The organism is Agrobacterium sp. 22-223-1 (genome assembly GCF_053522385.1).
This window is the reverse complement of sequence record NZ_JBNWCN010000001.1, coordinates 2,312,873-2,333,504: the sequence shown is the minus strand read 5'-3', so window position 1 is coordinate 2,333,504 and position 20,632 is coordinate 2,312,873. Positions and strand designations below refer to the sequence as shown.

The 20,632-nt window shown below is 60.6% G+C and carries 22 protein-coding genes; 17 read left to right on the top strand and 5 right to left on the bottom strand.

Annotated elements, in window-relative coordinates; all coding sequences use genetic code 11:
* Window positions 1–134: 134 nt before the first annotated feature.
* From ACQZ60_RS11535 to ACQZ60_RS11525, 3 genes are all read left to right on the top strand, one after another.
* Window positions 135–752, top strand: a complete 618-nt coding sequence (locus ACQZ60_RS11535) for a L,D-transpeptidase (RefSeq protein WP_137003900.1) — start codon at window positions 135–137, stop codon at window positions 750–752.
* 241 nt (window positions 753–993) lie between these two features.
* On the top strand, window positions 994–1,383 hold the full coding sequence (locus tag ACQZ60_RS11530) for a DoxX family protein (RefSeq protein WP_031234117.1): 390 nt from the start codon (window positions 994–996) through the stop codon (window positions 1,381–1,383).
* Window positions 1,384–1,545: 162 nt separating this feature from the next.
* On the top strand, window positions 1,546–2,454 hold the full coding sequence (locus ACQZ60_RS11525) for a DMT family transporter (protein ID WP_448735260.1): 909 nt from the start codon (window positions 1,546–1,548) through the stop codon (window positions 2,452–2,454).
* A 265-nt stretch (window positions 2,455–2,719) separates the two neighbouring features.
* Here ACQZ60_RS11525 and ACQZ60_RS11520 read toward each other — a convergent pair whose 3' ends face one another.
* Window positions 2,720–4,192, bottom strand: coding sequence for a DEAD/DEAH box helicase (locus ACQZ60_RS11520; RefSeq protein ID WP_035261393.1), 1,473 nt, complete (start codon window positions 4,190–4,192; stop codon window positions 2,720–2,722).
* Between the two features lie 507 nt (window positions 4,193–4,699).
* Between ACQZ60_RS11520 and ACQZ60_RS11515 the strand changes: the two genes are divergently transcribed.
* Window positions 4,700–8,371 carry a response regulator gene (locus tag ACQZ60_RS11515; protein ID WP_448735259.1) on the top strand — a complete coding sequence of 1,224 codons (3,672 nt, stop codon included), beginning with the start codon at window positions 4,700–4,702 and terminating at the stop codon, window positions 8,369–8,371.
* An 82-nt stretch (window positions 8,372–8,453) separates the two neighbouring features.
* Here the strand turns inward: ACQZ60_RS11515 and mnmD are convergent, their stop codons facing one another.
* Window positions 8,454–9,218 carry a tRNA (5-methylaminomethyl-2-thiouridine)(34)-methyltransferase MnmD gene (gene mnmD, locus ACQZ60_RS11510; protein ID WP_448735258.1) on the bottom strand — a complete coding sequence of 255 codons (765 nt, stop codon included), beginning with the start codon at window positions 9,216–9,218 and terminating at the stop codon, window positions 8,454–8,456.
* Here mnmD and ACQZ60_RS11505 point away from each other — a divergent pair.
* From ACQZ60_RS11505 to ACQZ60_RS11455, 11 genes are all read left to right on the top strand, one after another.
* The gene (locus ACQZ60_RS11505; RefSeq protein ID WP_448735257.1) at window positions 9,217–10,425 is read left to right on the top strand and encodes an NAD(P)/FAD-dependent oxidoreductase; all 1,209 of its coding nucleotides are present in this window, start codon (window positions 9,217–9,219) and stop codon (window positions 10,423–10,425) included. The two genes, mnmD and ACQZ60_RS11505, sit on opposite strands and share 2 nt — an antisense overlap.
* Window positions 10,426–10,521: 96 nt before the next feature.
* Window positions 10,522–11,229 carry a DUF1045 domain-containing protein gene (locus tag ACQZ60_RS11500; RefSeq protein ID WP_003524263.1) on the top strand — a complete coding sequence of 236 codons (708 nt, stop codon included), beginning with the start codon at window positions 10,522–10,524 and terminating at the stop codon, window positions 11,227–11,229.
* Window positions 11,230–11,433: 204 nt separating this feature from the next.
* Window positions 11,434–12,357 (top strand): allantoinase PuuE, encoded by a 924-nt coding sequence (puuE, locus tag ACQZ60_RS11495; protein WP_035260919.1) that lies wholly within the window; start codon window positions 11,434–11,436, stop codon window positions 12,355–12,357.
* A complete protein-coding gene (uraD, locus tag ACQZ60_RS11490) occupies window positions 12,357–12,854 on the top strand; it encodes a 2-oxo-4-hydroxy-4-carboxy-5-ureidoimidazoline decarboxylase (protein ID WP_035260921.1) in 498 nt (165 codons plus the stop codon). The genes puuE and uraD overlap by 1 nt, the downstream gene beginning before the upstream one ends.
* Window positions 12,855–12,907: 53 nt before the next feature.
* Window positions 12,908–13,198 carry a nucleotidyltransferase family protein gene (locus tag ACQZ60_RS11485; protein ID WP_035220685.1) on the top strand — a complete coding sequence of 97 codons (291 nt, stop codon included), beginning with the start codon at window positions 12,908–12,910 and terminating at the stop codon, window positions 13,196–13,198.
* On the top strand, window positions 13,195–13,557 hold the full coding sequence (locus tag ACQZ60_RS11480) for a HepT-like ribonuclease domain-containing protein (protein WP_035220083.1): 363 nt from the start codon (window positions 13,195–13,197) through the stop codon (window positions 13,555–13,557). The genes ACQZ60_RS11485 and ACQZ60_RS11480 overlap by 4 nt, the downstream gene beginning before the upstream one ends.
* 3 nt (window positions 13,558–13,560) lie before the next feature.
* Window positions 13,561–14,061, top strand: coding sequence for an ureidoglycolate lyase (locus tag ACQZ60_RS11475; protein WP_035260923.1), 501 nt, complete (start codon window positions 13,561–13,563; stop codon window positions 14,059–14,061).
* Complete coding sequence (uraH, locus tag ACQZ60_RS11470; protein ID WP_035260925.1) at window positions 14,058–14,414, top strand: hydroxyisourate hydrolase; 357 nt, start codon at window positions 14,058–14,060, stop codon at window positions 14,412–14,414. The genes ACQZ60_RS11475 and uraH overlap by 4 nt, the downstream gene beginning before the upstream one ends.
* A gap of 5 nt (window positions 14,415–14,419) precedes the next feature.
* On the top strand, window positions 14,420–15,169 hold the full coding sequence (locus ACQZ60_RS11465; RefSeq protein ID WP_035260927.1) for a metallophosphoesterase family protein: 750 nt from the start codon (window positions 14,420–14,422) through the stop codon (window positions 15,167–15,169).
* 52 nt (window positions 15,170–15,221) lie between these two features.
* Window positions 15,222–15,473: a type II toxin-antitoxin system Phd/YefM family antitoxin gene (locus ACQZ60_RS11460; RefSeq protein WP_035260938.1), complete on the top strand. Its 252-nt coding sequence runs from the start codon at window positions 15,222–15,224 to the stop codon at window positions 15,471–15,473.
* 51 nt (window positions 15,474–15,524) lie between these two features.
* Window positions 15,525–15,809, top strand: a complete 285-nt coding sequence (locus ACQZ60_RS11455) for a Txe/YoeB family addiction module toxin (protein ID WP_206696310.1) — start codon at window positions 15,525–15,527, stop codon at window positions 15,807–15,809.
* Window positions 15,810–15,812: 3 nt separating this feature from the next.
* Here the strand turns inward: ACQZ60_RS11455 and ACQZ60_RS11450 are convergent, their stop codons facing one another.
* Window positions 15,813–17,105: a D-alanyl-D-alanine carboxypeptidase gene (locus ACQZ60_RS11450; protein ID WP_035260929.1), complete on the bottom strand. Its 1,293-nt coding sequence runs from the start codon at window positions 17,103–17,105 to the stop codon at window positions 15,813–15,815.
* A gap of 189 nt (window positions 17,106–17,294) precedes the next feature.
* On the opposite strand from ACQZ60_RS11450, the gene ACQZ60_RS11445 reads away from it, so the two are divergent.
* Together ACQZ60_RS11445 and ACQZ60_RS11440 are read left to right on the top strand one after the other, a co-directional pair.
* On the top strand, window positions 17,295–17,879 hold the full coding sequence (locus tag ACQZ60_RS11445; protein WP_035260931.1) for a TetR/AcrR family transcriptional regulator: 585 nt from the start codon (window positions 17,295–17,297) through the stop codon (window positions 17,877–17,879).
* Window positions 17,876–18,220 carry a DMT family transporter gene (locus tag ACQZ60_RS11440; RefSeq protein WP_003524247.1) on the top strand — a complete coding sequence of 115 codons (345 nt, stop codon included), beginning with the start codon at window positions 17,876–17,878 and terminating at the stop codon, window positions 18,218–18,220. The genes ACQZ60_RS11445 and ACQZ60_RS11440 overlap by 4 nt, the downstream gene beginning before the upstream one ends.
* A 192-nt stretch (window positions 18,221–18,412) precedes the next feature.
* Here ACQZ60_RS11440 and ACQZ60_RS11435 read toward each other — a convergent pair whose 3' ends face one another.
* Complete coding sequence (locus tag ACQZ60_RS11435) at window positions 18,413–19,552, bottom strand: alpha-hydroxy acid oxidase (protein WP_035260933.1); 1,140 nt, start codon at window positions 19,550–19,552, stop codon at window positions 18,413–18,415.
* A 79-nt stretch (window positions 19,553–19,631) separates the two neighbouring features.
* Window positions 19,632–20,351 carry a sulfite exporter TauE/SafE family protein gene (locus ACQZ60_RS11430; RefSeq protein ID WP_080707242.1) on the bottom strand — a complete coding sequence of 240 codons (720 nt, stop codon included), beginning with the start codon at window positions 20,349–20,351 and terminating at the stop codon, window positions 19,632–19,634.
* Window positions 20,352–20,632: the final 281 nt, after the last annotated feature.

The window sequence follows — 20,632 nt, the reverse complement described above, 5'->3', positions numbered from 1 at the left end:
TTTTGCTGCATTTCCGGACGGAAAACCGGGCTCCACTTTTCCTGGAAATGCTCTAATTACCACAACCGCATATTAGGGGTTTGTTAACCATAAAATTATACCTCTCGTTAATCACATGATTTGGCGGGGGTTACATGTCTATTTCACGTCGTGGTGTTCTGTTCGGATTGCCGCTGTTTCTGGCCGGCTGCGCGAATACCGGCATCGGCCAGCAGAGGCTGAATTATGCGGCAAAGCCGGAGGAGAAATTCCCGCTTCCCGCCATGCATCTCGACAAGGTCAAGCCGGAACTTCGCCGGCAGGAAGTCACCTACGATACCAGGCACCCGGCCGGAACGGTTGTGGTGGATACGCCGGCGCGGCGGCTTTATTACGTTTTGGGCGATGGTCGCGCCATGCGTTACGGCGTCGGTGTCGGCCGGCAGGGTCTTGCGCTGAAGGGCGATGCCTATATTGGCCGCAAGGCGGAATGGCCGTCCTGGACACCGACCGCGAATATGATGCGCCGCGATCCGCGCAATCTGAAATTCGCCGGCGGCATGGCGGGCGGCCCGAACAATCCGCTCGGCGCACGCGCGCTCTATCTCTATCGCGGCGGCAACGACACCATGTTCCGTCTGCACGGCACCAACCAGCCGCAATCCATCGGCCACGCCATGTCGAGCGGCTGCATCCGCATGCTGAACCACGACATCATCGATCTTTACAGCCGCGTGCCGGTCGGTTCGAAGGTCGTCGTCTTGCAGGCGTGAGGAAGAGGCGGATTTTTCCGCCTTTGCCACGCCAGAAAATGCCTGTATCCTTGAGTTGATTTTTTCGGCAGACGGTCAATTTTATGCTTGAAAATCAACCATGTGTAGAATGCCTCCCTTTCTGTATTTAAGGGAGTTCTGCTATATCGGAAACGTGATTTCCGGTGTTCGAGACGTGTATCCATAAAGGCGTAAATGCACTGTATCGAGCGCGGCACCACTTCAACGGGGACACATGAACATGGCAACTTTCGACTCTCTCTCCCGCTATCGCCCGCAGGCACTCGGGGCGCTGCGCATCATGACGGCGCTGCTTTTCATGGCGCATGGAACGCAGAAGCTGTTCGGCTTTCCGGCATCGCAGATGGAAGGCTCGCTGCCGACCCTGATGCTTGTAGCCGCACTGCTGGAATTCGTCGGCGGCATTCTCGTGCTGATCGGCCTGTTCACACGACCCGTCGCCTTCATCCTGTCCGGCCAGATGGCGGTCGCCTATTTCATGGCGCATGCGCCGAGCAATTTCTTCCCGGCCCTGAACGGTGGCGACGCCGCCATCCTGTTCTGCTTCATTTTCCTCTATCTGTTCGTTGCCGGTCCGGGCGCCTTCTCGGTGGATGAGCGCCGGGCCTGATTGCCCGACCCGTCATCGATCTTTTTTGCAGAAGCTCCGCATGGTCACGCCGTGCGGAGCTTTTTTTTAGAGAATGATTGAAACTTCGGCCGTGGCCGAAGCATAGATGCTTGTTTTCGGGTTAAGAACGGGTCATCCTGAACGCAGTTGGAAAATCGATCCGTGACCTCCCAGAACCCCATCGCCCGCGAATTGCTGTTTCTCGCCCTGTTGTCCACGCTGTGGGCCGCATCCTATACTTTCATCAAGATCGGGGTGGAGACGATACCGCCGATCACCTTCATCGCATCGAGAACCCTGATTGCCGGTCTGCTGCTCTACGCAGTTATCCGCCTACGCGGGCTGCGCCTGCCCACGGATTTGGCGACGTGGCGGCTGTTCTTCATTCAGGCCTGCATCAACAGCGTTCTGCCCTTCACATTGATCGCCTGGGCGGAGCAGAGCATCGATGCCGGTCTCGCCGTCATTCTCAATGCAACGACGCCGATCTTCACCTTTCTTCTCACCGCACTCGTTATCCGGCACGAGCCGGTCAGCGGGCGCAAGCTGTTCGGCACCATTGCCGGCATGATGGGCGTGTGCCTCATCATCGGTGTCGAAGCGCTGAGCGGCGCGGGCGAGGCGATATGGAGCCAGCTCGCCGTGCTGACGGCGGCTTTTTCCTATGCCTGCGCGGCCATTTTCAGTAAAAATTTCAAAGGGCTCGACCCGATCATGCCGGCCGCCGGCTCGCTTATCTGCGGCGCTGTTTTCCTGTTGCCCGTGAGCCTGATCGTTGACCGGCCCTGGACATTGTCGCCTTCGGCGGCGTCACTGACGGCGCTCCTGTGCCTCAGCGTTTTTTCGACCGCGCTCGCCTTCATGATCTATTTCCGGCTGATGCAGACGCTGGGTTCCGTCGGCACCACCTCGCAGGCCTATCTCAGGGTGCCGGTCGGCGTCGCCATCGGCATGGCGTTTCTGGGGGAAATGCCGACACCTGCCATGTGGGTGGGGCTCGTCTGCGTTATTGCCGGCGTGCTGGCCATGACCCTGCCGTCACGGCGTCGTCCGGTCGCACAGGGCGGGTGAGGGGAAAGAAAAGCCCGCTGCCGGGCGGCCTCTGCATGCACTCCCTCATTCCTGTGCTTGTCACAGGAATCCAGTCGACGCGCGTCTGCGCGACGGGAAGAGTCCTTTCAGCCCAAGGACTTGGGCTGGCTGGATCCCTGTGACAAGCACAGGGATGAGGAGGAAGCGTCGTGGCAATCTCCTACAGACACCAGGTTGAGACCGGACTTCTCCGCCTTACAAACGAAAAAGCCGGGCGAAAGCCCGGCTTAACGATTAACGTCTCTTAGCGGTTACGGCCGCGATGGCCGTTGCCGGAAGCGCGTTTTTCCTGGCCGTTGCCGCCGGCAGGGGCGTGGCGGTTGGCGCCGCTGCCGCCGGGCTTGCGGGCCGGGCGGCGGTGCTTGCGCGGGCCGGCCGGGCGGCCTGCGTCGCCTTCAGCCTGCTTGACGCGCTTGAAGTCGGAGGTGACTTCCAGATCGTTGTCCGCGTCGCGCGGTGCGTGGTGGCGCGACGGACGGGATTCGCCGTTGTGACGTCCGCCTTCGCGGGGACCGCGCTGATGGCCGCCATTGTTGTTGCGGCCGCCGCGGTTGTTGTTGGGGCGCGTTGGGCTCGCAAGACCGGCCGGACGTTCGCCGGAGGCGACCGGAATATCGATCTTCATCAGCTTTTCGATGTCGTGCAGCAGGCGGGTTTCGTCCGGTGCGCAAAACGCAATGGCGATGCCGTCGCGGCCGGCGCGGGCGGTACGGCCGATGCGGTGAACATAGGCGTCAGGCACTTCCGGCAGGTCGTAGTTGAAGACGTGGGTGACGGCCGGAATGTCGATGCCGCGGGCAGCGACGTCGGTTGCCACCAGCACCTTGATCTCGCCGTCCTTGAAGCCCTTGAGAGCGCGCTCGCGCTGGCCCTGGCTCTTGTTGCCGTGGATGGAGGCGACCTTGAAGCCGATATGTTCGAGATGTTTGTAGAGCTTCTCGGCGCCGTGCTTGGTGCGCAGGAACACGATGGCGCGGCCATCCGGGTTTTCGTTGAGCGACTTCTTCAGAAGCTCGGTCTTGTCGTTCTTGCCGGCGACGAAGTGAACATATTGCTCCACCTTGTCGGCTGCCTTGCCGGGCGGAGTTACTTCCACCTTGAGCGGATCGGTCAGGTAGCTGTGGGCGAGATCGGCGATCGCCTTCGGCATGGTGGCCGAGAAGAGCAGCGTCTGGCGCTTGGCCGGCACCATCTTCGAAATCTTGCGCAGATCGTGGATGAAGCCGAGATCGAGCATCTGGTCCGCTTCATCGAGCACCAGATAGGTGACCTTGGAGAGCGAGATGGCGTTGCGGGCGATGAGGTCCAGCAGGCGGCCGGGGGTCGCCACCAGAATGTCCGTGCCCTTTTCGAGCTGGAGCTGCTGCTTGTTGATCGACGCGCCGCCAACCACCTGGTTGATGCGCAGCGGCGTCTTCTTCACGAAGGAGCGCAGGTTTTCACCGATCTGGTTCACCAGCTCGCGCGTGGGGGCGAGGATGAGGGTGCGGCAGGTGCGGTTTGCCGGGCGGTCCGCCTGCTTCATCAGCATTTCGATGATGGGCAGGCCGAAAGCGGCGGTCTTGCCGGTGCCGGTCTGTGCGAGGCCGATCAGGTCACGGCCTTCGAGCAGCAGCGGAATGGCCTTTGCCTGAATGGGAGTAGGGGTCGTATAGCCAAGCTGGGTAACGCTGGCCACGATCTTTTCGGAGAGGCCGAGTTCGCTAAAACTGGTCAATATAATGCCTTTCGGGGCGCCAAAAACCAATCGTCCGGAACAGGGCTGCTGTCCGGCGGTTTCGGCGTCAAGAACCCCGCGTGAATTGGGAACTTGTGGGTTGGAATAACTTTCTGCGCATCAGTGCGGCACATGCCGTCTTCTGTATTCTTTGCGCTTTTCCTTCATGCGGGCCAGATTCCTTATTTTAAGGACGTCTTTCCGGTCATACGCTGCAGCTCACGCGGCTGCCGAAGGTGAAAGCTTGAGGGCCATGTGGGCGTTTTGTGCGTCAAAGTCAAGCGATAGTTTTGTAACGCCGCCGCTGGAGGGCGCATGGCAGCCATGCGTACCGGTAGCCGGCGATTGCCGGGACGGCGCGGGTGCCAGCGAAGAATTATGGTTAAAAAAGGGTAACGGCACCCTCGGATACATAGCAAAGATCGATTTTCTCACATAACGTTTTTTGCGACGGCGTCCGGAAATATTTGATTCGACAGGAATGGACTGCAAGGTGTGGAGTATCGATTGACCGAAGGCTGCGGGTTGCTGGAAAAGGCTTGCAGGGCCGTGGCCGCCCTGGACCTGCCCGCGTGCATCAAGGACAGCGAGCTTCGCTATATCGCGGTCAATTCCGCCTATGCCCGGCTCATGGGGCGTCCGTCCGGGGCATTCAAAGGACACACCAGCCTTTCCCTTTCCGCCGATATTCGCGATGCCGAGCGAGAGGACAGGGAGCGCCGTTCGCTGGTCTTCGCCACGGATGAGATGATTGCCTGCCATGGTGGGGGCGCGTCCGGGCCATACACGCTTCGCTGCGAACGTTTCACCGGTGACGACGGCAATCTGTTCCTGTTCGAAGCGTTCGAGGATATGCCGTCCGCCACCGTGGAGGTTTTTCCGGCAGCCGACAGCGCTTCGGAGCTGCTGTTCGGCAGCGGCGTGATCGATCTCGTCGATGCGGGTATCGTGATTTATGACCGCGAAAACCGGCTGGTCTACTGCAATACCCGCTTCAGGGAATTCTACAGTGCGCTCGGTGTCGACCTGAAGGCCGGCGTCCCGCTCGAGACGCTGATGAGGGCGATTTATTTTTCGAGCGGCTACCGCGATGCGAAGGACGGCGATCCGGCGTTCGAAGGGTGGATGCAGGAGCAGCTACGGGATTTTTCCCTGCCCTATCTCGAAAGGGTGGAGCAGTTTGCCGATGGCCGCTGGGTGCGCATGGTCAACAAGCGGCTGGAAAACGGCATGCTGGTGGGGCTGCGGGTGGATGTCACCGAGTTCAAGGCGCATGAGACGCTTCTGAGCACGCAGATCCGCGAGACCTGGCTTCTGCGTGCCGCGCTTGAGCAATTGCCGGTCGGCGTGTTCCTGAGAGATCAGGACAGGCGGCTGACCTTTGCCAATGCGGCCTATGAGAAATTTCTGGGCGGCAGCCTCGCCGACCATATCGGCAAGACCGAATGCGAGATGTTTCCGGAGGAAGGCCCGCAGTTCCAGCGGGAAAACGAGCATATTCTGCAAACCGGGGAAGCCATTGAAAAGACCGGAAGCGTTCCGCTTTCGGATGGCGGCACCATTCCCGTCATCACAAGGCTCGGCCGGGTCGCGACGCCGGACGACGACTATTATCTGGTGGGCTCGGTCACCGATGCCAGCCTGCTGCAGGACCGGGAAAAGGCGCTGATCGCCGCGCAGGCCGAGGCTGAGGCGCTGCACCGCCAGCTCGAAGCGGTTCTCCATGCCCTGCCGGTGGGCGTGCTGCTGCTCAGCGCCGATCTCGTCATCGAATATGTCAATCCGTTCTTTTATGAGGTCTGGGGCGAGATCGGCGGCGAGAAGTCGCTTGTCGGCAAAAGTTATCGCGAATTCATGGAGATGAATTTCGACAGCGGCCTTTATGACTATGGCGACAGGCCTTTCGATGAGGTCTATGGCGAGCGGGTGCAGCGGCTTCTGAAGGAGGAGGTCTTTGCGCCCCGCGAGGTGCGCAGCAAAAGCGGCAAGGTCACGGTCATTTCGAAAACCCGGCTCGAAGGCGGGAAAATCCTCAGCACCTATGCCGACGTCACCGATGTGCGCATGCGCGATGTTGAGATCAGCAAGGCGAAGGCCGAGCTGGAGCGGGTCGGCGAATATATGCAGGGCGCCACGCGCGCCATGGCGCAGGGGCTGGTGCTGGTCGAGCAGGGCACCATCATCATGTCCAACGAGGCGATGGCGCGTATGTTCGACGTGCCGCCGCATCTTCTGGAAAAAGGTTGCAACTGGTCGGGTTTCTTCGCCCACTGCGCCGGGCGCGGCGATTTCGGCACGGCCGGGGAGGCTTCCGAGACGCTGCGCGCCTGGAGGGAGAATATCGCCGCTAACCGACCGTTTTCCTGGCTCATCCATGTCGCCGGCAAAAGCTGGCTCAATCTGGAGGCCACCAACAGTTCCGGCAATTACTGGCTCATCATCGTCACCGATGTGACCGAGATGAAGCTGCGTGAAGAGGAATTGCAGCGGCTTTTGTCACGCGCGGAAGCGGCGGATCGGGCTAAATCGGAATTCCTCGCCAATATGAGCCATGAAATCCGCACGCCGATGAACGGCGTTCTCGGCATGGCGGAGCTTCTGGCCAAGTCCAATCTCGATACGCGCCAGAAGACCTTTACCGATATCATCGTCAAATCCGGCAATGCGCTTCTGACGATCATCAACGACATTCTCGATTTCTCGAAGATCGAGGCCGGGCAGATGAGGCTGCGCAGCGTGCCCTTCGATCCGGCGGAGGCGGTCGAGGATGTGGTGTCGCTGCTGTCCTCAGCGGCGCTTGAAAAGGACATAGAGCTGATCGTCCGGATCGATGCTTCCGTGTTCGGCAAGGTCATCGGCGATGCCGGCCGCTTTCGGCAGATCGTCACCAATATCGTTGGAAACGCCGTCAAGTTCACGGAAATGGGGCATGTGCTGGTCGAGCTTTCGGCACGTTCGGCGGAAGCCTCCGAGGCCATCCTGTCGCTGCGCGTCGAAGACAGCGGCATCGGCATTCCGGCCGACAAGCTCGAAACCATCTTCGACAAGTTCAGCCAGGTCGACGGCTCCGCCACGCGCCGGCACGAGGGAACGGGGCTGGGACTGGCGATCACGGTCGGTCTCGTCGGCCTGTTCGACGGCGCGATCAAGGTCGTCAGCGATGTCGGCAGGGGATCGACCTTCGAGGTCAATATTCCGTTTCAGGTGACCGAGAGGCAGCGCGACCTCCCGCTTCTTTCCGTGGCGATCGACGATATCCGCGTGCTCGTCATCGACGATAACGACGTCAATCGCCGCATCCTGACGGAGCAGTTGCGCAGTTGGGGCATAGACGGCCACGCGGTGGAAGACGGGCCTTCCGGCATCGCCGTGCTTGAGGAGGCGGCGTCGCTCGGTTTTTCCATCGACGCCATCGTTCTCGATTATCATATGCCTGTCATGAATGGGCTGGATGTGGTGGAGCGGATCCGGGCGGATGCGCGCTTTGACGACATTGCCATTGTTTTCCTGACCTCCATGGATGTCGTCGGCGACGAGACGCTGTTCACCGATCTCAATGTGCAGGCGCATCTGATGAAGCCGGCGCGGGCGCGGCTCCTGCGTTCCACCCTGTTTGACGTGGTGCGGGATGTGCGGCTGAAACGCGCCCGGCAAGCTCCGGTCCCGCGTGAAGGTCGCGGTGATGGCGCCGTCCGGCCGGAAAAAGGCTCCATCGAAAGAAAGCAGCGCGATGCCGCATCGACGGCGGTGCCGGCGCGGCATCGGCCGAGCCTTGTCGATGTGCTGGTGGCCGAGGACAATGACGTCAATCAGATTGTCTTCACCCAGATATTGCAGCAGGCGGGTCTGCGCTTTCTGATCGTCGGCAATGGCAAGAAAGCCGTGCAGGCATGGCAGGAGAACAATCCCGCCATCATACTGATGGATGTCTCGATGCCGGTCATGAACGGACATCAGGCGACGCAGGCCATCCGCGCCGCGGAACAGACCGCCGCCGATGGCCGGCATGTGCCGATCATCGGCGTTACCGCCCATACGCAGGAGGCGGATCGGGAACTATGCCTGGAGGCGGGCATGGATGACTATCTGTCGAAGCCCATCAGCCCGGAAACGCTCGAAGACAAGATCGCGCAATGGCTGGGCGAAAACATGCCGCGCCGCGACGTGCCGGGCGTGTGACTATCCGCCGCGACTGCGGGTCTCCGAATTGCTTCAGCCGGAGCGTTATCTTCCATGACGCATTTTCAGACGCAAAACCGCTTCACGCTTTTGCTGAAAATGCTTTGGCCCCGCAGAGCATTTCCCGCTTTCCGGCAAAACCTTTCCGGCGCTCCAGCTCAAAACCGGCGGCGATGAGGTTGCGGCGAACGAAGCCGGCGGCGGCATAGGTGGCGAATGTGCCGCCCGGCGCCGTCTTTGCGAAAAGCGCCTGCATGATTTCCAGTGACCACATGTCCGGATTGCGCGCGGGTGCGAAGCCATCGAGAAACCAGGCGTCGAAAGTTTCCTCGCTTGCGGAAATGCCGGCGAGCGCTTCGCCGCAAACCACTGTCAGGCGCGTTTCGTCATCGAGCTGGATTTCGACCCGTCCTTTCGGCTCGGCGGGCCAGAGGGCGGTGAGCGCCTGGCGTTCGGCATCCACTTCCGGCCAGCGGGAAAGCGCCCGGTCGATTTCCTCCGCCTTCATCGGGTAGAGTTCGAAGGAGATGAAATGCAGTCTGGAGCGGCCGTTGCGCATCTCTTTCCACTGGCGCCATGTCTCGCAGAGGTTAAGCCCGGTGCCGAAGCCCAGTTCGCCGATGCGGAAGGCGCCCTCCCGTTCGAGCCAACGTTCTGGCAGGCCGTTTCCGGAGAGGAAGACATGGCCGCATTCCAGCCGGCCATCCGTTTGGCAATAAAAATGGTCGTCAAAGGCCAGTGAATAGGGCATATCCCCGTCACGCCAGTCGAGCGCGGTGGGGGCTTGCCCGGCCGGTGAACCGGCCGCTGCGCCGGTCTCTGTGATATTTTCGTTGGAATGTTTCATGGCTAAAGCCGATAATCCCGCTTTCGAACAGGGTCAATCTCCAAGATTGCCGGCCTCCGTGCCGCTTCTCGTCGGCGGCGGCGGCATCATGGGGCTGTGGGCCGCCGTCAAGGCGGAACGGCTCGGCATCGAGACATTGCTGGTGGAGGCGGATCGCCCCGGCGGCGGCGCCAGCGGCGGGCTGCTGGGCGCGTTGATGCCGCATATGCCGGACCGCTGGTCGGACAAGAAGCAGTTCCAGTTCGATGCCCTGGTTGCGCTGGAAAAAGAGATTGCCGGGCTGGAGGCGGAGACCGGGCTTTCCGCCGGCTACCGCCGTTCCGGCCGTATCATTCCGCTGCCGAAGCCGCATCTGCGCGCCATTGCCGAACGGCACGAACGGGATGCGCTGGAGAACTGGGTGTCGGGCGAACGCCGGTTCCATTGGCATGTCGGCGACAGCCCTTCGGTCGCGGGCTGGGTGGATGATGCGGCGGGTGAGGCGGGTTTCGTGTTCGATACGCTGGCGGCGCGGGTCTCGCCACGCGCGATGATCGCCCTTCTTTCGGCTTTTCTCGGCAAGGCGCGGCATGTGCGGCTGGCGGAAGGTTGCCGCGTCATTTCGCTCGACGCGGTTGCCGGGCGGGCGGTGCTGTCGTCGGGCGATGAGGTTTCTTTTGGCCATGTCATCGTCGCCAACGGCCATAGTTCCTTCCCCCTGATCCGCGATGCCCTCGGCCTGGAGGCCGGTGTGACGCTGGGGCAGGCGGTGAAGGGGCAGGCAGCACTTCTCAATGCGGCAGCCGATCCGGCGATGCCGGTCGTGTTCCTGAATGGTCTTTATATCGTGCCGCATGAGGATGGCACAGTCGCGATCGGCAGTACCAGCGAAGATTGTTTTTCCGATCCCTTCAGTACCGATGAAAAGCTTGAAAAACTGCTTGCCGATGCGTCTGCCGTTGTTCCCTCGCTTGCCGGCGCGCCGGTGCTGGAACGCTGGGCCGGGCTGCGCCCGAAGGCGGTGGGGAGGGACCCGATGGTGGGCAGGATCCCCGGCCATCCGAAGCTCGTTGCGCTGACCGGCGGCTTCAAGGTCAGCTTCGGGCTTGCGCATTTTCTTGCCGATGCGGCGCTGCAGACCGTGTGCGGTCACACGCCTGTCATCCCCTCGGGCTTTCACCTTCAACAACACGTGAGTATTGCCGTCGCGGACTTTAGAAAGTTCTGATCAGGTCGTCCACGTCGTTAATCTGTCACGCAAATCACTTATCTGCTGGCCTGCAACGAGGCCGGTTTGTCCGCTTTTGCGGCGAGGTGACAGCGCATGCGATACGCCATTCATTTCACGCCTTCCCCCAATGACCCCCTGACGCAGGCGGCCGCCGCGTGGTTGGGGCGCGATGCCTATTCCGGTCAGGCGGTGGAGCCGCCGGGCATGATCGATCTCGGCATGCAGGAGATTTCCTACCATACGGCGCTGCCGCGCCGTTACGGTTTCCATGGCACGATCAAGGCTCCCTTCCGTCTTGCGGAGGGCCATTCCGAGGCCGCGCTTCTGCGCGACCTGATGTATTTTTCCGGCAGGCAGGAGCCCTTCACACTGCCGCAACTGGTGGTAGCAAGGCAGGAGAATGTCTTCAGCCTCGTTCCCGAGCGCCCCTGCGAAGTGCTGCATTTCTTTGCCGCCCGGGTGGTGCAGGAATTCGACCGTTACCGGGCGCCGCTCTCCGACGCGGAAATCGAGCGCGCGGATCCGGACCGGCTTTCGGCCTCGCAGCTCACCAATCTGCATCGCTGGGGCAGCCCGCACGTGATGGATGAGTTCCGGTTCCAGATGTCGCTGACGGGCGGTGTGGAAGCTTCCAGCAGCCAGAGGATAGAGCGGGCCGTGCGCAAGGTTTTCGAGCCGCTGCTCACCCGGTCCCTGCAGTTTTCCAGCCTTGCGCTTTTCATCGAGGATGAACCGGGCGCGCCTTTCCGGGTACACTCGCTTCACCCCATGGGTCGCGTTTCCGCCCGAAAGATCGCCTGAAGAGCACGTCGGAGTAATCGTATACAAAAAAGCATCGGAATGTCGGCAAGATTGATCTCGACATTCCGGATGCGGATGCTACCGTTCGGATATCGCATATCTGAAGCGTGTGTTGCGCCCCTTCCGGGTCATCGCGCTTCGGAGGTCTGTTTTATGTCTCCCGAAATCGGTTTCCGCCTTGGGAGAGATGTTCTGGGTGGCTGAATGATTTCCGAAAATTACTCCCGCAATCTGGTGGGCTATGGCCGCAATGTTCCCGATCCGAAATGGCCGGGCGGCGCGCGCATCGCCGTGCAATTCGTCATCAATTACGAGGAGGGCGGCGAGAGCTGCATTCTCGACAATGACAAGGCGTCGGAATCGCTGCTGTCGGAAATCGTCGGCGCCCAGCCCTGGCCCGGCCAGCGCAACCTGAACATGGAATCGATTTATGAATATGGCTCGCGCGCCGGTTTCTGGCGGTTGTGGCGCATGTTCACCGGTCTCGGCGTTACCACCACCGTTTATGGCGTGACCGCCGCCATGGCCCGTAACCCGGAAGCCGTTGCGGCGATGAAGGAAGCGGGATGGGAAATCGCCAGCCATGGTTATCGCTGGCTGGAATATAAGGATTTTTCCGAAGAGGAAGAGCGCAAGCACATAGTCGAAGCCGTGCGTCTGCACACGGAGGTTACCGGCGAGCGTCCTTACGGCATGTATCAGGGCAAGCCTTCGGACAATACGCTGCGCCTTGTCATGGAAGAGGGCGGTTTCCTCTATTCGTCGGATTCTTATGCCGACGATCTGCCCTATTGGGTGAAGGGCGTAGGCGACGCGCCTTTCCTGATTATTCCCTATACGCTCGAAACCAACGATATGCGTTTCGCCACGCCGCAGGGCTTCAATTCCGGCGACCAGTTCTTCACCTATCTGAAGGACGCTTTCGATGTGCTTTATCAGGAGGGTGTCGAGGGCGCGCCGAAGATGATGAGCGTCGGCCTGCATTGCCGCCTTGTCGGCCGTCCCGGCCGCGCGGCAGCACTTCGCCGTTTCATCGAATATGTGCTCGGCCACGAGAAAGTGTGGATCCCGCAGCGCATCGAGATTGCCCGTCACTGGCATGAACATCATAAGCCGGAGGTGCTTTGATGGTGACGCGTGAGGACTTTGTCACCCGTTTCGGCAGCGTGTTCGAACATTCGCCCTTCATCGCCGAACGGGCCTATGACGCCGGAGGAGCCGGCCTGGAACTGACGGCGAAGGCGGTTCACGCCGCGCTTAGCGCGCAGTTTCGCGCCGCTTCCGAGGCGGAAAGGGTCGGCGTATTGCGGGCGCATCCCGATCTTGCCGGCAAGCTGGCGATTGCGGGCGAGTTGACGGCCGACAGCCGTAACGAACAGGCCGGTGCGGGGCTGGACCGTCTTACCCCGGAAGAGCACGCCCGTTTTACCGAATTGAACGGCGCCTATACCGAAAAATTCGGCTTTCCCTTCATCATCGCGGTCAAGGGGCTGAACAGGCACGATATTCTAGCTGCCTTCGAGACGCGCATCGGCAACGGTGCAGCCGAAGAATTTGAGACGGCGACGGCGCAGGTGGAGAAGATCGCCTGGCTTCGCCTTTCCTCGATGCTGCCGGAAGGCTGAATTGGCGAGCGGTGGCCGTTCTGCTAGAATCGCGCCGTCTGGAGATGAAGATCATGAGACCTTCCGAGGTGCTGGAAAAGAACAGGGAAGCGATCCGCGAAGCGACGAAACGCTTCAACGCGGCGAACCCGCGCGTGTTCGGCTCCGTCGCCCGCGGCGAGGACCGGCCGGACAGCGATCTCGACATTCTGGTGGATGCGCTGCCGGGCACGACATTGTTCGATCTCGGTGGTTTGCTGGAGGAATTGAAGGCGCTGCTTGGTGTGGAGGTTGACGTCGTCACCTCAGGCGGCCTGCATTCGGATATACGGGCGCGCGTTCTGAAGGAAGCCAAAGCGGTATGAGTACGGATCGGCTTCTGCTCTATCTAAAGGAGATGGATGTTGCCGCCTCCAGAATACAGGATTTCATTCAGGATATGGATGAGGCCGCTTTTTCTTCCGACACGCGGACGCAGATGGCGGTCATGATGGGGCTTGCCCTGATTGGCGAGGCGGTCGCCAAGCTGGACAAGCACTACCCCGCATTTTTACAGCAGCACCCGGAGATCCCCTGGATCAAGATGAAGGGAATGCGCAATCTGATCGTGCATGATTATTTCCGGGCGGAGCTTTCGGTCGTCTGGAAAACGATAACGCAGAGCATTCCGGATCTGCAGGCGCGTCTCTCCCTCCTCCGAAACTGGCATGCCCAAGGTGAATGACATTTGACTGATTTTCTCGACATAAAACCTCTCACCAAAGAGGCGTTCGCATCCTTCGGCGATGTGATCGAAACGACACCCTCTTCCATGCGGCATATCAATGGCGGCCAGACCGAGCGGCACCATGCGCTCGCAGCACCGGAAGCGGCGGGTGAGGGGGCGCGTGTCATCCTCAATATTTTCCGCGGGCAGCCGCGCGCCTTTCCGCATGAAATCGAGATGATGGAGCGGCATCCGCTCGGCAGCCAGAGTTTTTCGCCGCTTTCCGGCCGACCCTTCCTCGTGGTCGTCGCCGATGATGATGGCGGCCGGCCCGGCCGGCCGCGGGTATTTCTGGCGCGGGGCGATCAGGGCGTGAATTACCGCCGCAATGTCTGGCATTATCCGCTGATGCCGTTGCAGGCGGTTTCGGATTTTCTGGTTGCCGACCGCGATGGACCGGGTAACAATCTGGAAGAGTATTTTTTCGATGAGCCCTATATGATCGCGGAGCCCAAGCCATGACCGGTTTGACCACCCATGTCCTCGATGCCGCTCAGGGCACGCCCGCAGAAGGGCTGACGATCGAGCTCTACCGGCTCTCCGGCGATCGCCGCGAGAAGCTGAAGACGGTGCAGACCAATAGCGACGGCCGTGTGGATGGCGGGCCTCTGCTCGCCGGAGAGAGTTTCAAGGTGGGTCAATACGAGCTGGTTTTCCATGCCGGCGATTATCTGCGCGGCAAGGGTGTGGCGCTGCCGGAGCCGGCCTTTCTCGATATTATCCCGATCCGTTTCGGCATTGCCGATGAGAGCGGCCATTACCATGTGCCGCTTCTGCTTTCGCCCTATAGTTACTCCACCTATCGAGGAAGCTGATTGCCATGATCTTTGCCGCCATTGCCGATATTCACGGAAACTGCGCCGCGCTCGAAGCCGTGCTGGAGGATATCGCGAGGCTTGGCATCAAGGACATCGTCAATCTCGGCGATTGTTTCAGCGGCCCGCTGGAAGCGGGGTTTACCGGCGACGTACTTGTTAGCAACTGGATTCCCAGCATTCGCGGCAATCATGACCGGGAACTGATCGACCGTGCCCCGGAGGAGATGGGAAGCTGGGAAAGGCCGGCACATGCGCAGCTGAGCGCCGCCCATCTGGACTGGCTGCAAACCCTGCCATTCAGCATGGTGTTCAAGGATGTCGCCTATTGCTGCCATGGCTCGCCGCGTGACGATCTGGAATATTGGCTGGAAACGCTGTCGCCGGAAGGCGTTCTGAAATTGCGGCCGCTGGCCGAAATCGAAGCCATGGCGGAGGGCATCACCCAGCCGCTGATGCTGTGTGGCCATACCCATATTCCCCGCACCGTGCAGCTTTCCGACGGCCGGCTGATCGTCAATCCCGGCAGCGTCGGCTGCCCCGGCTGGAAGGACGACACGCCTTTCGACCATCACGTCGAGGCCGGCCATCCGCTTGCCACCTATGCCGTGCTGGAAGAGGCCGGGCGCGGCTGGCAGGTCTATTTCCGCAACATCCGTTACGACAATATGGCAATGGCCGAGATGGCGAAGGTCAACGGCATGCCTCGTCTCTCCGATGCGCTGGCGGGCGGTTGGCTTGGCAAACGGGCTTGAATTGCCTAGGGAGTTGTACTATTTGTTGTACAACTTTCATTGGGGTTCATCCATGCGTACCGTTATGTTTTCAAAAGCACGCGAATCCCTTGCATCGCTTCTGGATGAAGTGTCGCAGGACCGGGTGACTGTGGAAATCGTGCGCCGCGACAAGCCGTCCGCCGTTCTTATCGATAAGGACGAGTATGAAGGCTTGATGGAAACCTTGCATCTCTGCTCGTCGCCGGAGAATTTCGCCAGACTTAGAAAGTCGATGTCCGATGTGGACGCCGGTACTTTCGAAAGCCATGATCTTATCGACTGATTTTTCAAACCCATCGCGCATGAGTGCGAGCTTCCATCAGGAGAAACTCTCTTGCAGCAAAAGGGCGCGATTGCTCTCGGCTGGAGCCATCAGGGCTGGGAAGACTATCTTCACTGGCAGCAATATGATCGCAAGATGCTCGAACGCATCAATGAACTCATCAAGGATTGTCGACGGCATCCATTTGAAGGGATCGGAAAACCTGAGCCACTGCGTTTTCAGTTGAAGGGCCTATGGTCACGCAGGATTTCGCAGGAGCATCGGCTTGTCTACGAGTTGCGCGGCGAAGCGGAAAAGACGGTTCTGATCATTCACCAGTGCCGTTTCCACTATTGATCCTCACCCCTCGCTGGTCATCACCACGCAGGAATAAGATTGCGCCTTCAGTTCCTTGCAGGCGGAAACCGCCGAAGACTGGTCTTCGAAGCCGGTGAAACGGGCGCGGTAGAGGGTTGCCGATCCGCTTTGCACGGCTTCGGTATAGGGAGCGATCCCGGCATAATTTCCGGCGATGTTGGACCGGGCATTGGCGAGCAGCGAGCGGGCGGCGGCTTCGCTGTCGGTGGCGGCGATCTGCACTTCCCAGCGGCTTCTCTGGCCGGCGGAGACGGCAGCGGGGGCCGGCCGCGGGATGGCCGAAACCTGCATCATGTCGGCCATCTGGTTATTCGCCGTGGCGATCTGCATGGCGACCGGATCCTGGCGGCGTTCGGCGAACATCGGCAATGGTACAGAGGCGGGGGGTACTGAGGCGGCGGGCGCGGCTGCGGGCGTCACAGCAAAGGTGCGGCTGACATTGGCGCTGGCGACGAGCTGTTCGGTGTTGCGGCTTCTCGATGCCTGCGGCACGGCCTTGTCGAGAAGGGCGGCCATCTGCGCATCGCGGCTGCGCGCGGTCTTGCCGCCCAGCACGACGCCGACGACGCGGCGACCATTGTGATTGACGGCGCTGACGAGGTTGAAACCGGAAGCATTGGTATAACCGGTCTTGATGCCGTCCATGCCCTGATAGCGATACATCAGATTGTTATGACCGCGGACGCGTTTTCCCCGGAAGCTGAAGGATTCCATGGCGAAGAGGCCGTATTCCTTGGGAAAGTCGCGCTGCAGCGCCAGGCCGAGTTTCGCCATGTCGCGCGCCGTCGTCACCTGCGATTTGCTGGGCAGGCCGGAAGCGTTGCGGAACACCGTTTTCGTCATGCCGAGCTGGCGGGCCTTGCGGGTCATCATCTCGGCGAACCTTGCCTCGGAGCCGCCGAGATGATCGCCCATGCCTTCCGCCATGTCGTTGGCGGATTTGACGATCATGCCGTAGACCGCCTCGCGCACGGTGAAGGTCTGCCCCTGGCGCACATAAAGCTTCGAGGGGATAACGGCTGCACCGTTCTTGGACATCTTTATCTTCTGGTCCCAGCGAAGCCGGCCGGAATGCAGCGCCTCGAAGGTCATGTAAAGCGTCATCATCTTGGTGAGCGAGGCCGGGTGGTTCAGCACATCGGCATTGCGCGCGGCCAGAACCTTGCCGGTATTGGCGTCCATGATGAAGTGGGCGTAGCCGGCCTGTGCAGGCGACGCCTGCAATGAGAGGATCGCGCAAAAGAAGGCGAGTGCGAAGACCCATGCGCCCGCCATTCCCCGTTTGATCGTTCCCGACATAATTCACCCCTTTTGTTCGGCCGCCGCGATGAGCGAAGTTTTACTGACACTTTCCGGCAACAAAACCGCTAAAACTTTAGAGATCGCTTTCATGCTTAATTAAGTATGAATTTCAAGCTGGCGGCAGCCCTCACAATTTCCTTGCAAAGAAACCAACCGTCCGGTATGTTCCGAAACATGAAAAATGCACATGAACGGAAAAAGCAGCCTGAGATCGTTCGCCGCAGTCTTCTCGATTGCGCGGCGAAACTCGCTGCCGAGCAGGGTGTTGCAGCACTTTCCGTGCAGGCGGTGGCGGATGCCGCCGGGGTGACGAAGGGCGGGTTGTTTCATCATTTCGCCTCCAAGCAGGCTTTGCTGGAGGCGGTGATGGCGGACCTTCTTTCGGCGCTGGACGCGGAAATCGACGTGTTCATCTCACAGGATTGTGAAGCTTACGGATGCTTCACGAGGGCCTATGTGAACGCGGTTTTCGCCGATCGCGACCGGGAATCGGGCAGGCAATGGGCGGCGTTATCGGTGTCGATGGTCGGTGAACCGTCGCTCAGGCGCATGTGGACCAGCTGGTTCGAAGGACGTCTCATCCGTCATAAGGAAACGGATGAGGGGGTGGTATTGGAACTCGTAAGGCTTGCGGCTGACGGCATCTGGTTTGCCGATCTTCTGGCCGATGACGGCAGGGCAGGTGGCGACAGGGCGGCTCTCAGAGCCCGGATGATCGCGCAGACGAAAAAGGAAATGGAACAATGAACGCGGCTATCTTCACCTACGGGGCGCTCGTCGCGGCCATTGTCTGCGAGGTCATCGCCACTTCGTTCCTGCAGCAGTCGCAGCAGTTCACCCGGCTGTTGCCGACGGTGCTGATGGCGCTGTTTTACGGTGCGGCCTTTTATCTGCTGTCGTTCACGCTGCGGGCGCTGCCGGTCGGCGTGGCCTATGCGATCTGGAGCGGGCTCGGCATCGTGCTGATTTCCGGCATCGGTTATTTCGTGTTCCGCCAGGCGCTGGATATCGCCGCCGTTGTCGGCCTCGGGTTTATCGTGACGGGGGTGGTGATCGTGAATGTATTTTCGAAGACGGTGGGGCATTGATAGGGCCTCTCCACCTCATTCCTGTGCCTGTCACAGGAATCCAGCCGGCGCGCGCCTGCGCGACGGAAGGAGTTCTTGCAGCCCAAGGACTTGGGCTGGCTGGATCCCTGTGACAAGCACAGGGATGAGGGAGGCAGCGTACGGGACTTTCTGAGACGCCGGCTCTGAGGCATCACCTCACCTGCTACAGCGTCACCATGAAGCCAGAACGCTGCGGTCCACATCCGTAATCAGCCGCTTGCCGCAAAGCGCCATGCTGACATCCATCTCCTTGCGGATGATCTCCAGCGCCGTCGTCACGCCCTGTTTGCCATCGGCACCGAGGCCATAGAGGAAGGGGCGGCCGATATAGGTGCCTTTGGCGCCGAGCGCCACGGCTTTCAGCACGTCCTGACCGGAGCGGATGCCGCCATCCATATGCACCTCGACCCTGTCGCCGACGGCATCGACGATCTTCGGCAGCATGGCGATCGAGGAGTGCGCGCCGTCGAGCTGGCGGCCGCCATGGTTGGAGACGATGATGGCGTCGGCGCCGGTATCGAGCGAGGCGCGTGCATCTTCCTCGTCAAGGATGCCCTTGAGGATAAGCTTGCCGCCCCAGCGTTCCTTGATCCATTCGACATCCTTCCACGACAGGCGCGGATCGAACTGCTCCGCCGTCCAGGAGGAGAGTGAGGAGAGGTCGGAGACATTTTTGGCGTGGCCGACGATATTGCCGAAGCTGCGGCGCTTGGTGCTGGCCATGTCCATGCACCATTTCGGCCGGGTCGCCATCTGCCAGATATGTTTCGGGGTGAATTTCGGCGGTGCGGAGAGGCCGTTGCGCAAATCCTTGTGGCGCTGGCCGAGAATTTGCAGGTCGAGCGTCAGCACCAGCGCCGAGCAGCCGGCGGCCTTCGCCCGGTCGATGAGATTGTTGACGAAGTCCCGGTCCTTCATCACGTAAAGCTGGAACCAGAAGGGTTTCGAGGTGACGGAAGCGACATCTTCGATCGAGCAGATGCTCATGGTGGAAAGCGTGAAAGGCACGCCGAATTCTTCGGCTGCTTTGGCGGCAAGCATTTCGCCATCGGCGTGTTGCATGCCGGTCAGTCCGGTGGGGGAGAGGGCTACCGGCATCGAAACCTTCTCGCCGACCATTTCGGTGGCAAGCGACCGATCGGTCATATCCACCAGCACGCGCTGACGCAGCTTTATCTTGGAAAAATCATCCTCATTGGCGCGGTAGGTGCTTTCCGTCCATGCGCCGCTATCGGCATAGTCGAAAAACATTTTTGGCACGCGGCGCTGAGCCTGTTGCTTCAGGTCCGCTATGGTCAGGATTTTGCCCATGGATAAAGCCTTCACATTTGAATGATGGCTTCACATAACATGAATGGGACGGCTGCGACATTAAAATCGACGGGGGTGATCACCAGAAAGCCCGCAAAAACAGCTCGGCACCCAATAAAAGCAGGCAGATGAGAAACCAGCGCCGGAATGTTGCCGGGCTGACGATGTTACGGATCTTCTGGCCGAGCCACATGCCGAGAAGCGCGGGCAGCACGGCGAGTGCGGAAAGCGATAGATGCTCGACGCGGAAGGCACCTTGCGAGGCAAGGCCGGCGGCAAGCGCAACGGTCGAAACGGTGAAGGAAAGGCCGAGCGCTTGCACGAGATCGTCGCGGTTGAAACCGAGCGACTGGATATAGGGCACGGCGGGCACGACGAAAATTCCGGTGCCGCCGGTCAGCAGGCCGGTTGTCAGCCCTATGGCCGGTGAGAGGCTGGATTCCAGCCGCGCCGGAACGGAGAGGGGTTTGGCGAAGAGGCTGTAGGCCGCATAAGCAGCAAGGCATAATCCGAGAGCCGAGGTGGTCCAGACGCCGGTGCCTGCCGTCATCAGCCGGATGCCGATGAGAGTGCCGGCGGCGATGGCGATCATCATCGGCCACAGCCGCGCGACGATGGCCCTGAAATCCGGCCCGGCAAGCAATTGCCAGATATTGGTAACGAAGGAGGGCAGGATCAGCAGGCCGGCGGCAAGGACGGGAGGCATGAACAGGCCGAGCACGCCCATGGCGACGGTGGGCAGCCCCATGCCGGTCACGCCCTTGACGATGCCCGCGACGGTGAAGGTCGCGAAGACCATCAGCATGGTGGTTGTGTCCAGATCCGGCACGGTGCACTCCAGAGGTCATTTGCATTTCGGCCGGGATGGCGTCAGCTTGTCACTAGAAGCGAGCGGGTGCGGCACGGTTTCTTCTCCCCGCCGGGGAGAAGGTGGCCCGAAGGGTCGGATGAGGGGGCAACGTTGCCGCATATCTCTACCCTTGCCCCCTCATCCCGCTGCCGCGGACTTCTCCCCCTCGGGGAGAAGAAAGACGCGGCACCCGCTCACTCCAATATGTGACCGATATAAATGAGGCCGTA

Excerpts from the sequence above, each read along its gene's own strand:
- ACQZ60_RS11535 (WP_137003900.1), top strand. The coding sequence starts at position 135 with ATGTCTATTTCACGTCGTGGTGTTCTGTTCGGATTGCCGCTGTTTCTG.
- ACQZ60_RS11530 (WP_031234117.1), top strand. The coding sequence starts at position 994 with ATGGCAACTTTCGACTCTCTCTCCCGCTATCGCCCGCAGGCACTCGGG.
- ACQZ60_RS11505 (WP_448735257.1), top strand. The coding sequence starts at position 9,217 with ATGGCTAAAGCCGATAATCCCGCTTTCGAACAGGGTCAATCTCCAAGA.
- mnmD (WP_448735258.1), bottom strand. The coding sequence starts at position 9,218 with ATGAAACATTCCAACGAAAATATCACAGAGACCGGCGCAGCGGCCGGT.
- ACQZ60_RS11500 (WP_003524263.1), top strand. The coding sequence starts at position 10,522 with ATGCGATACGCCATTCATTTCACGCCTTCCCCCAATGACCCCCTGACG.
- puuE (WP_035260919.1), top strand. The coding sequence starts at position 11,434 with ATGATTTCCGAAAATTACTCCCGCAATCTGGTGGGCTATGGCCGCAAT.
- uraD (WP_035260921.1), top strand. The coding sequence starts at position 12,357 with ATGGTGACGCGTGAGGACTTTGTCACCCGTTTCGGCAGCGTGTTCGAA.
- ACQZ60_RS11485 (WP_035220685.1), top strand. The coding sequence starts at position 12,908 with ATGAGACCTTCCGAGGTGCTGGAAAAGAACAGGGAAGCGATCCGCGAA.
- ACQZ60_RS11480 (WP_035220083.1), top strand. The coding sequence starts at position 13,195 with ATGAGTACGGATCGGCTTCTGCTCTATCTAAAGGAGATGGATGTTGCC.
- uraH (WP_035260925.1), top strand. The coding sequence starts at position 14,058 with ATGACCGGTTTGACCACCCATGTCCTCGATGCCGCTCAGGGCACGCCC.
- ACQZ60_RS11465 (WP_035260927.1), top strand. The coding sequence starts at position 14,420 with ATGATCTTTGCCGCCATTGCCGATATTCACGGAAACTGCGCCGCGCTC.
- ACQZ60_RS11460 (WP_035260938.1), top strand. The coding sequence starts at position 15,222 with ATGCGTACCGTTATGTTTTCAAAAGCACGCGAATCCCTTGCATCGCTT.
- ACQZ60_RS11450 (WP_035260929.1), bottom strand. The coding sequence starts at position 17,105 with ATGGCGGGCGCATGGGTCTTCGCACTCGCCTTCTTTTGCGCGATCCTC.
- ACQZ60_RS11445 (WP_035260931.1), top strand. The coding sequence starts at position 17,295 with ATGTTCCGAAACATGAAAAATGCACATGAACGGAAAAAGCAGCCTGAG.
- ACQZ60_RS11440 (WP_003524247.1), top strand. The coding sequence starts at position 17,876 with ATGAACGCGGCTATCTTCACCTACGGGGCGCTCGTCGCGGCCATTGTC.
- ACQZ60_RS11435 (WP_035260933.1), bottom strand. The coding sequence starts at position 19,552 with ATGGGCAAAATCCTGACCATAGCGGACCTGAAGCAACAGGCTCAGCGC.
- ACQZ60_RS11430 (WP_080707242.1), bottom strand. The coding sequence starts at position 20,351 with ATGGTCTTCGCGACCTTCACCGTCGCGGGCATCGTCAAGGGCGTGACC.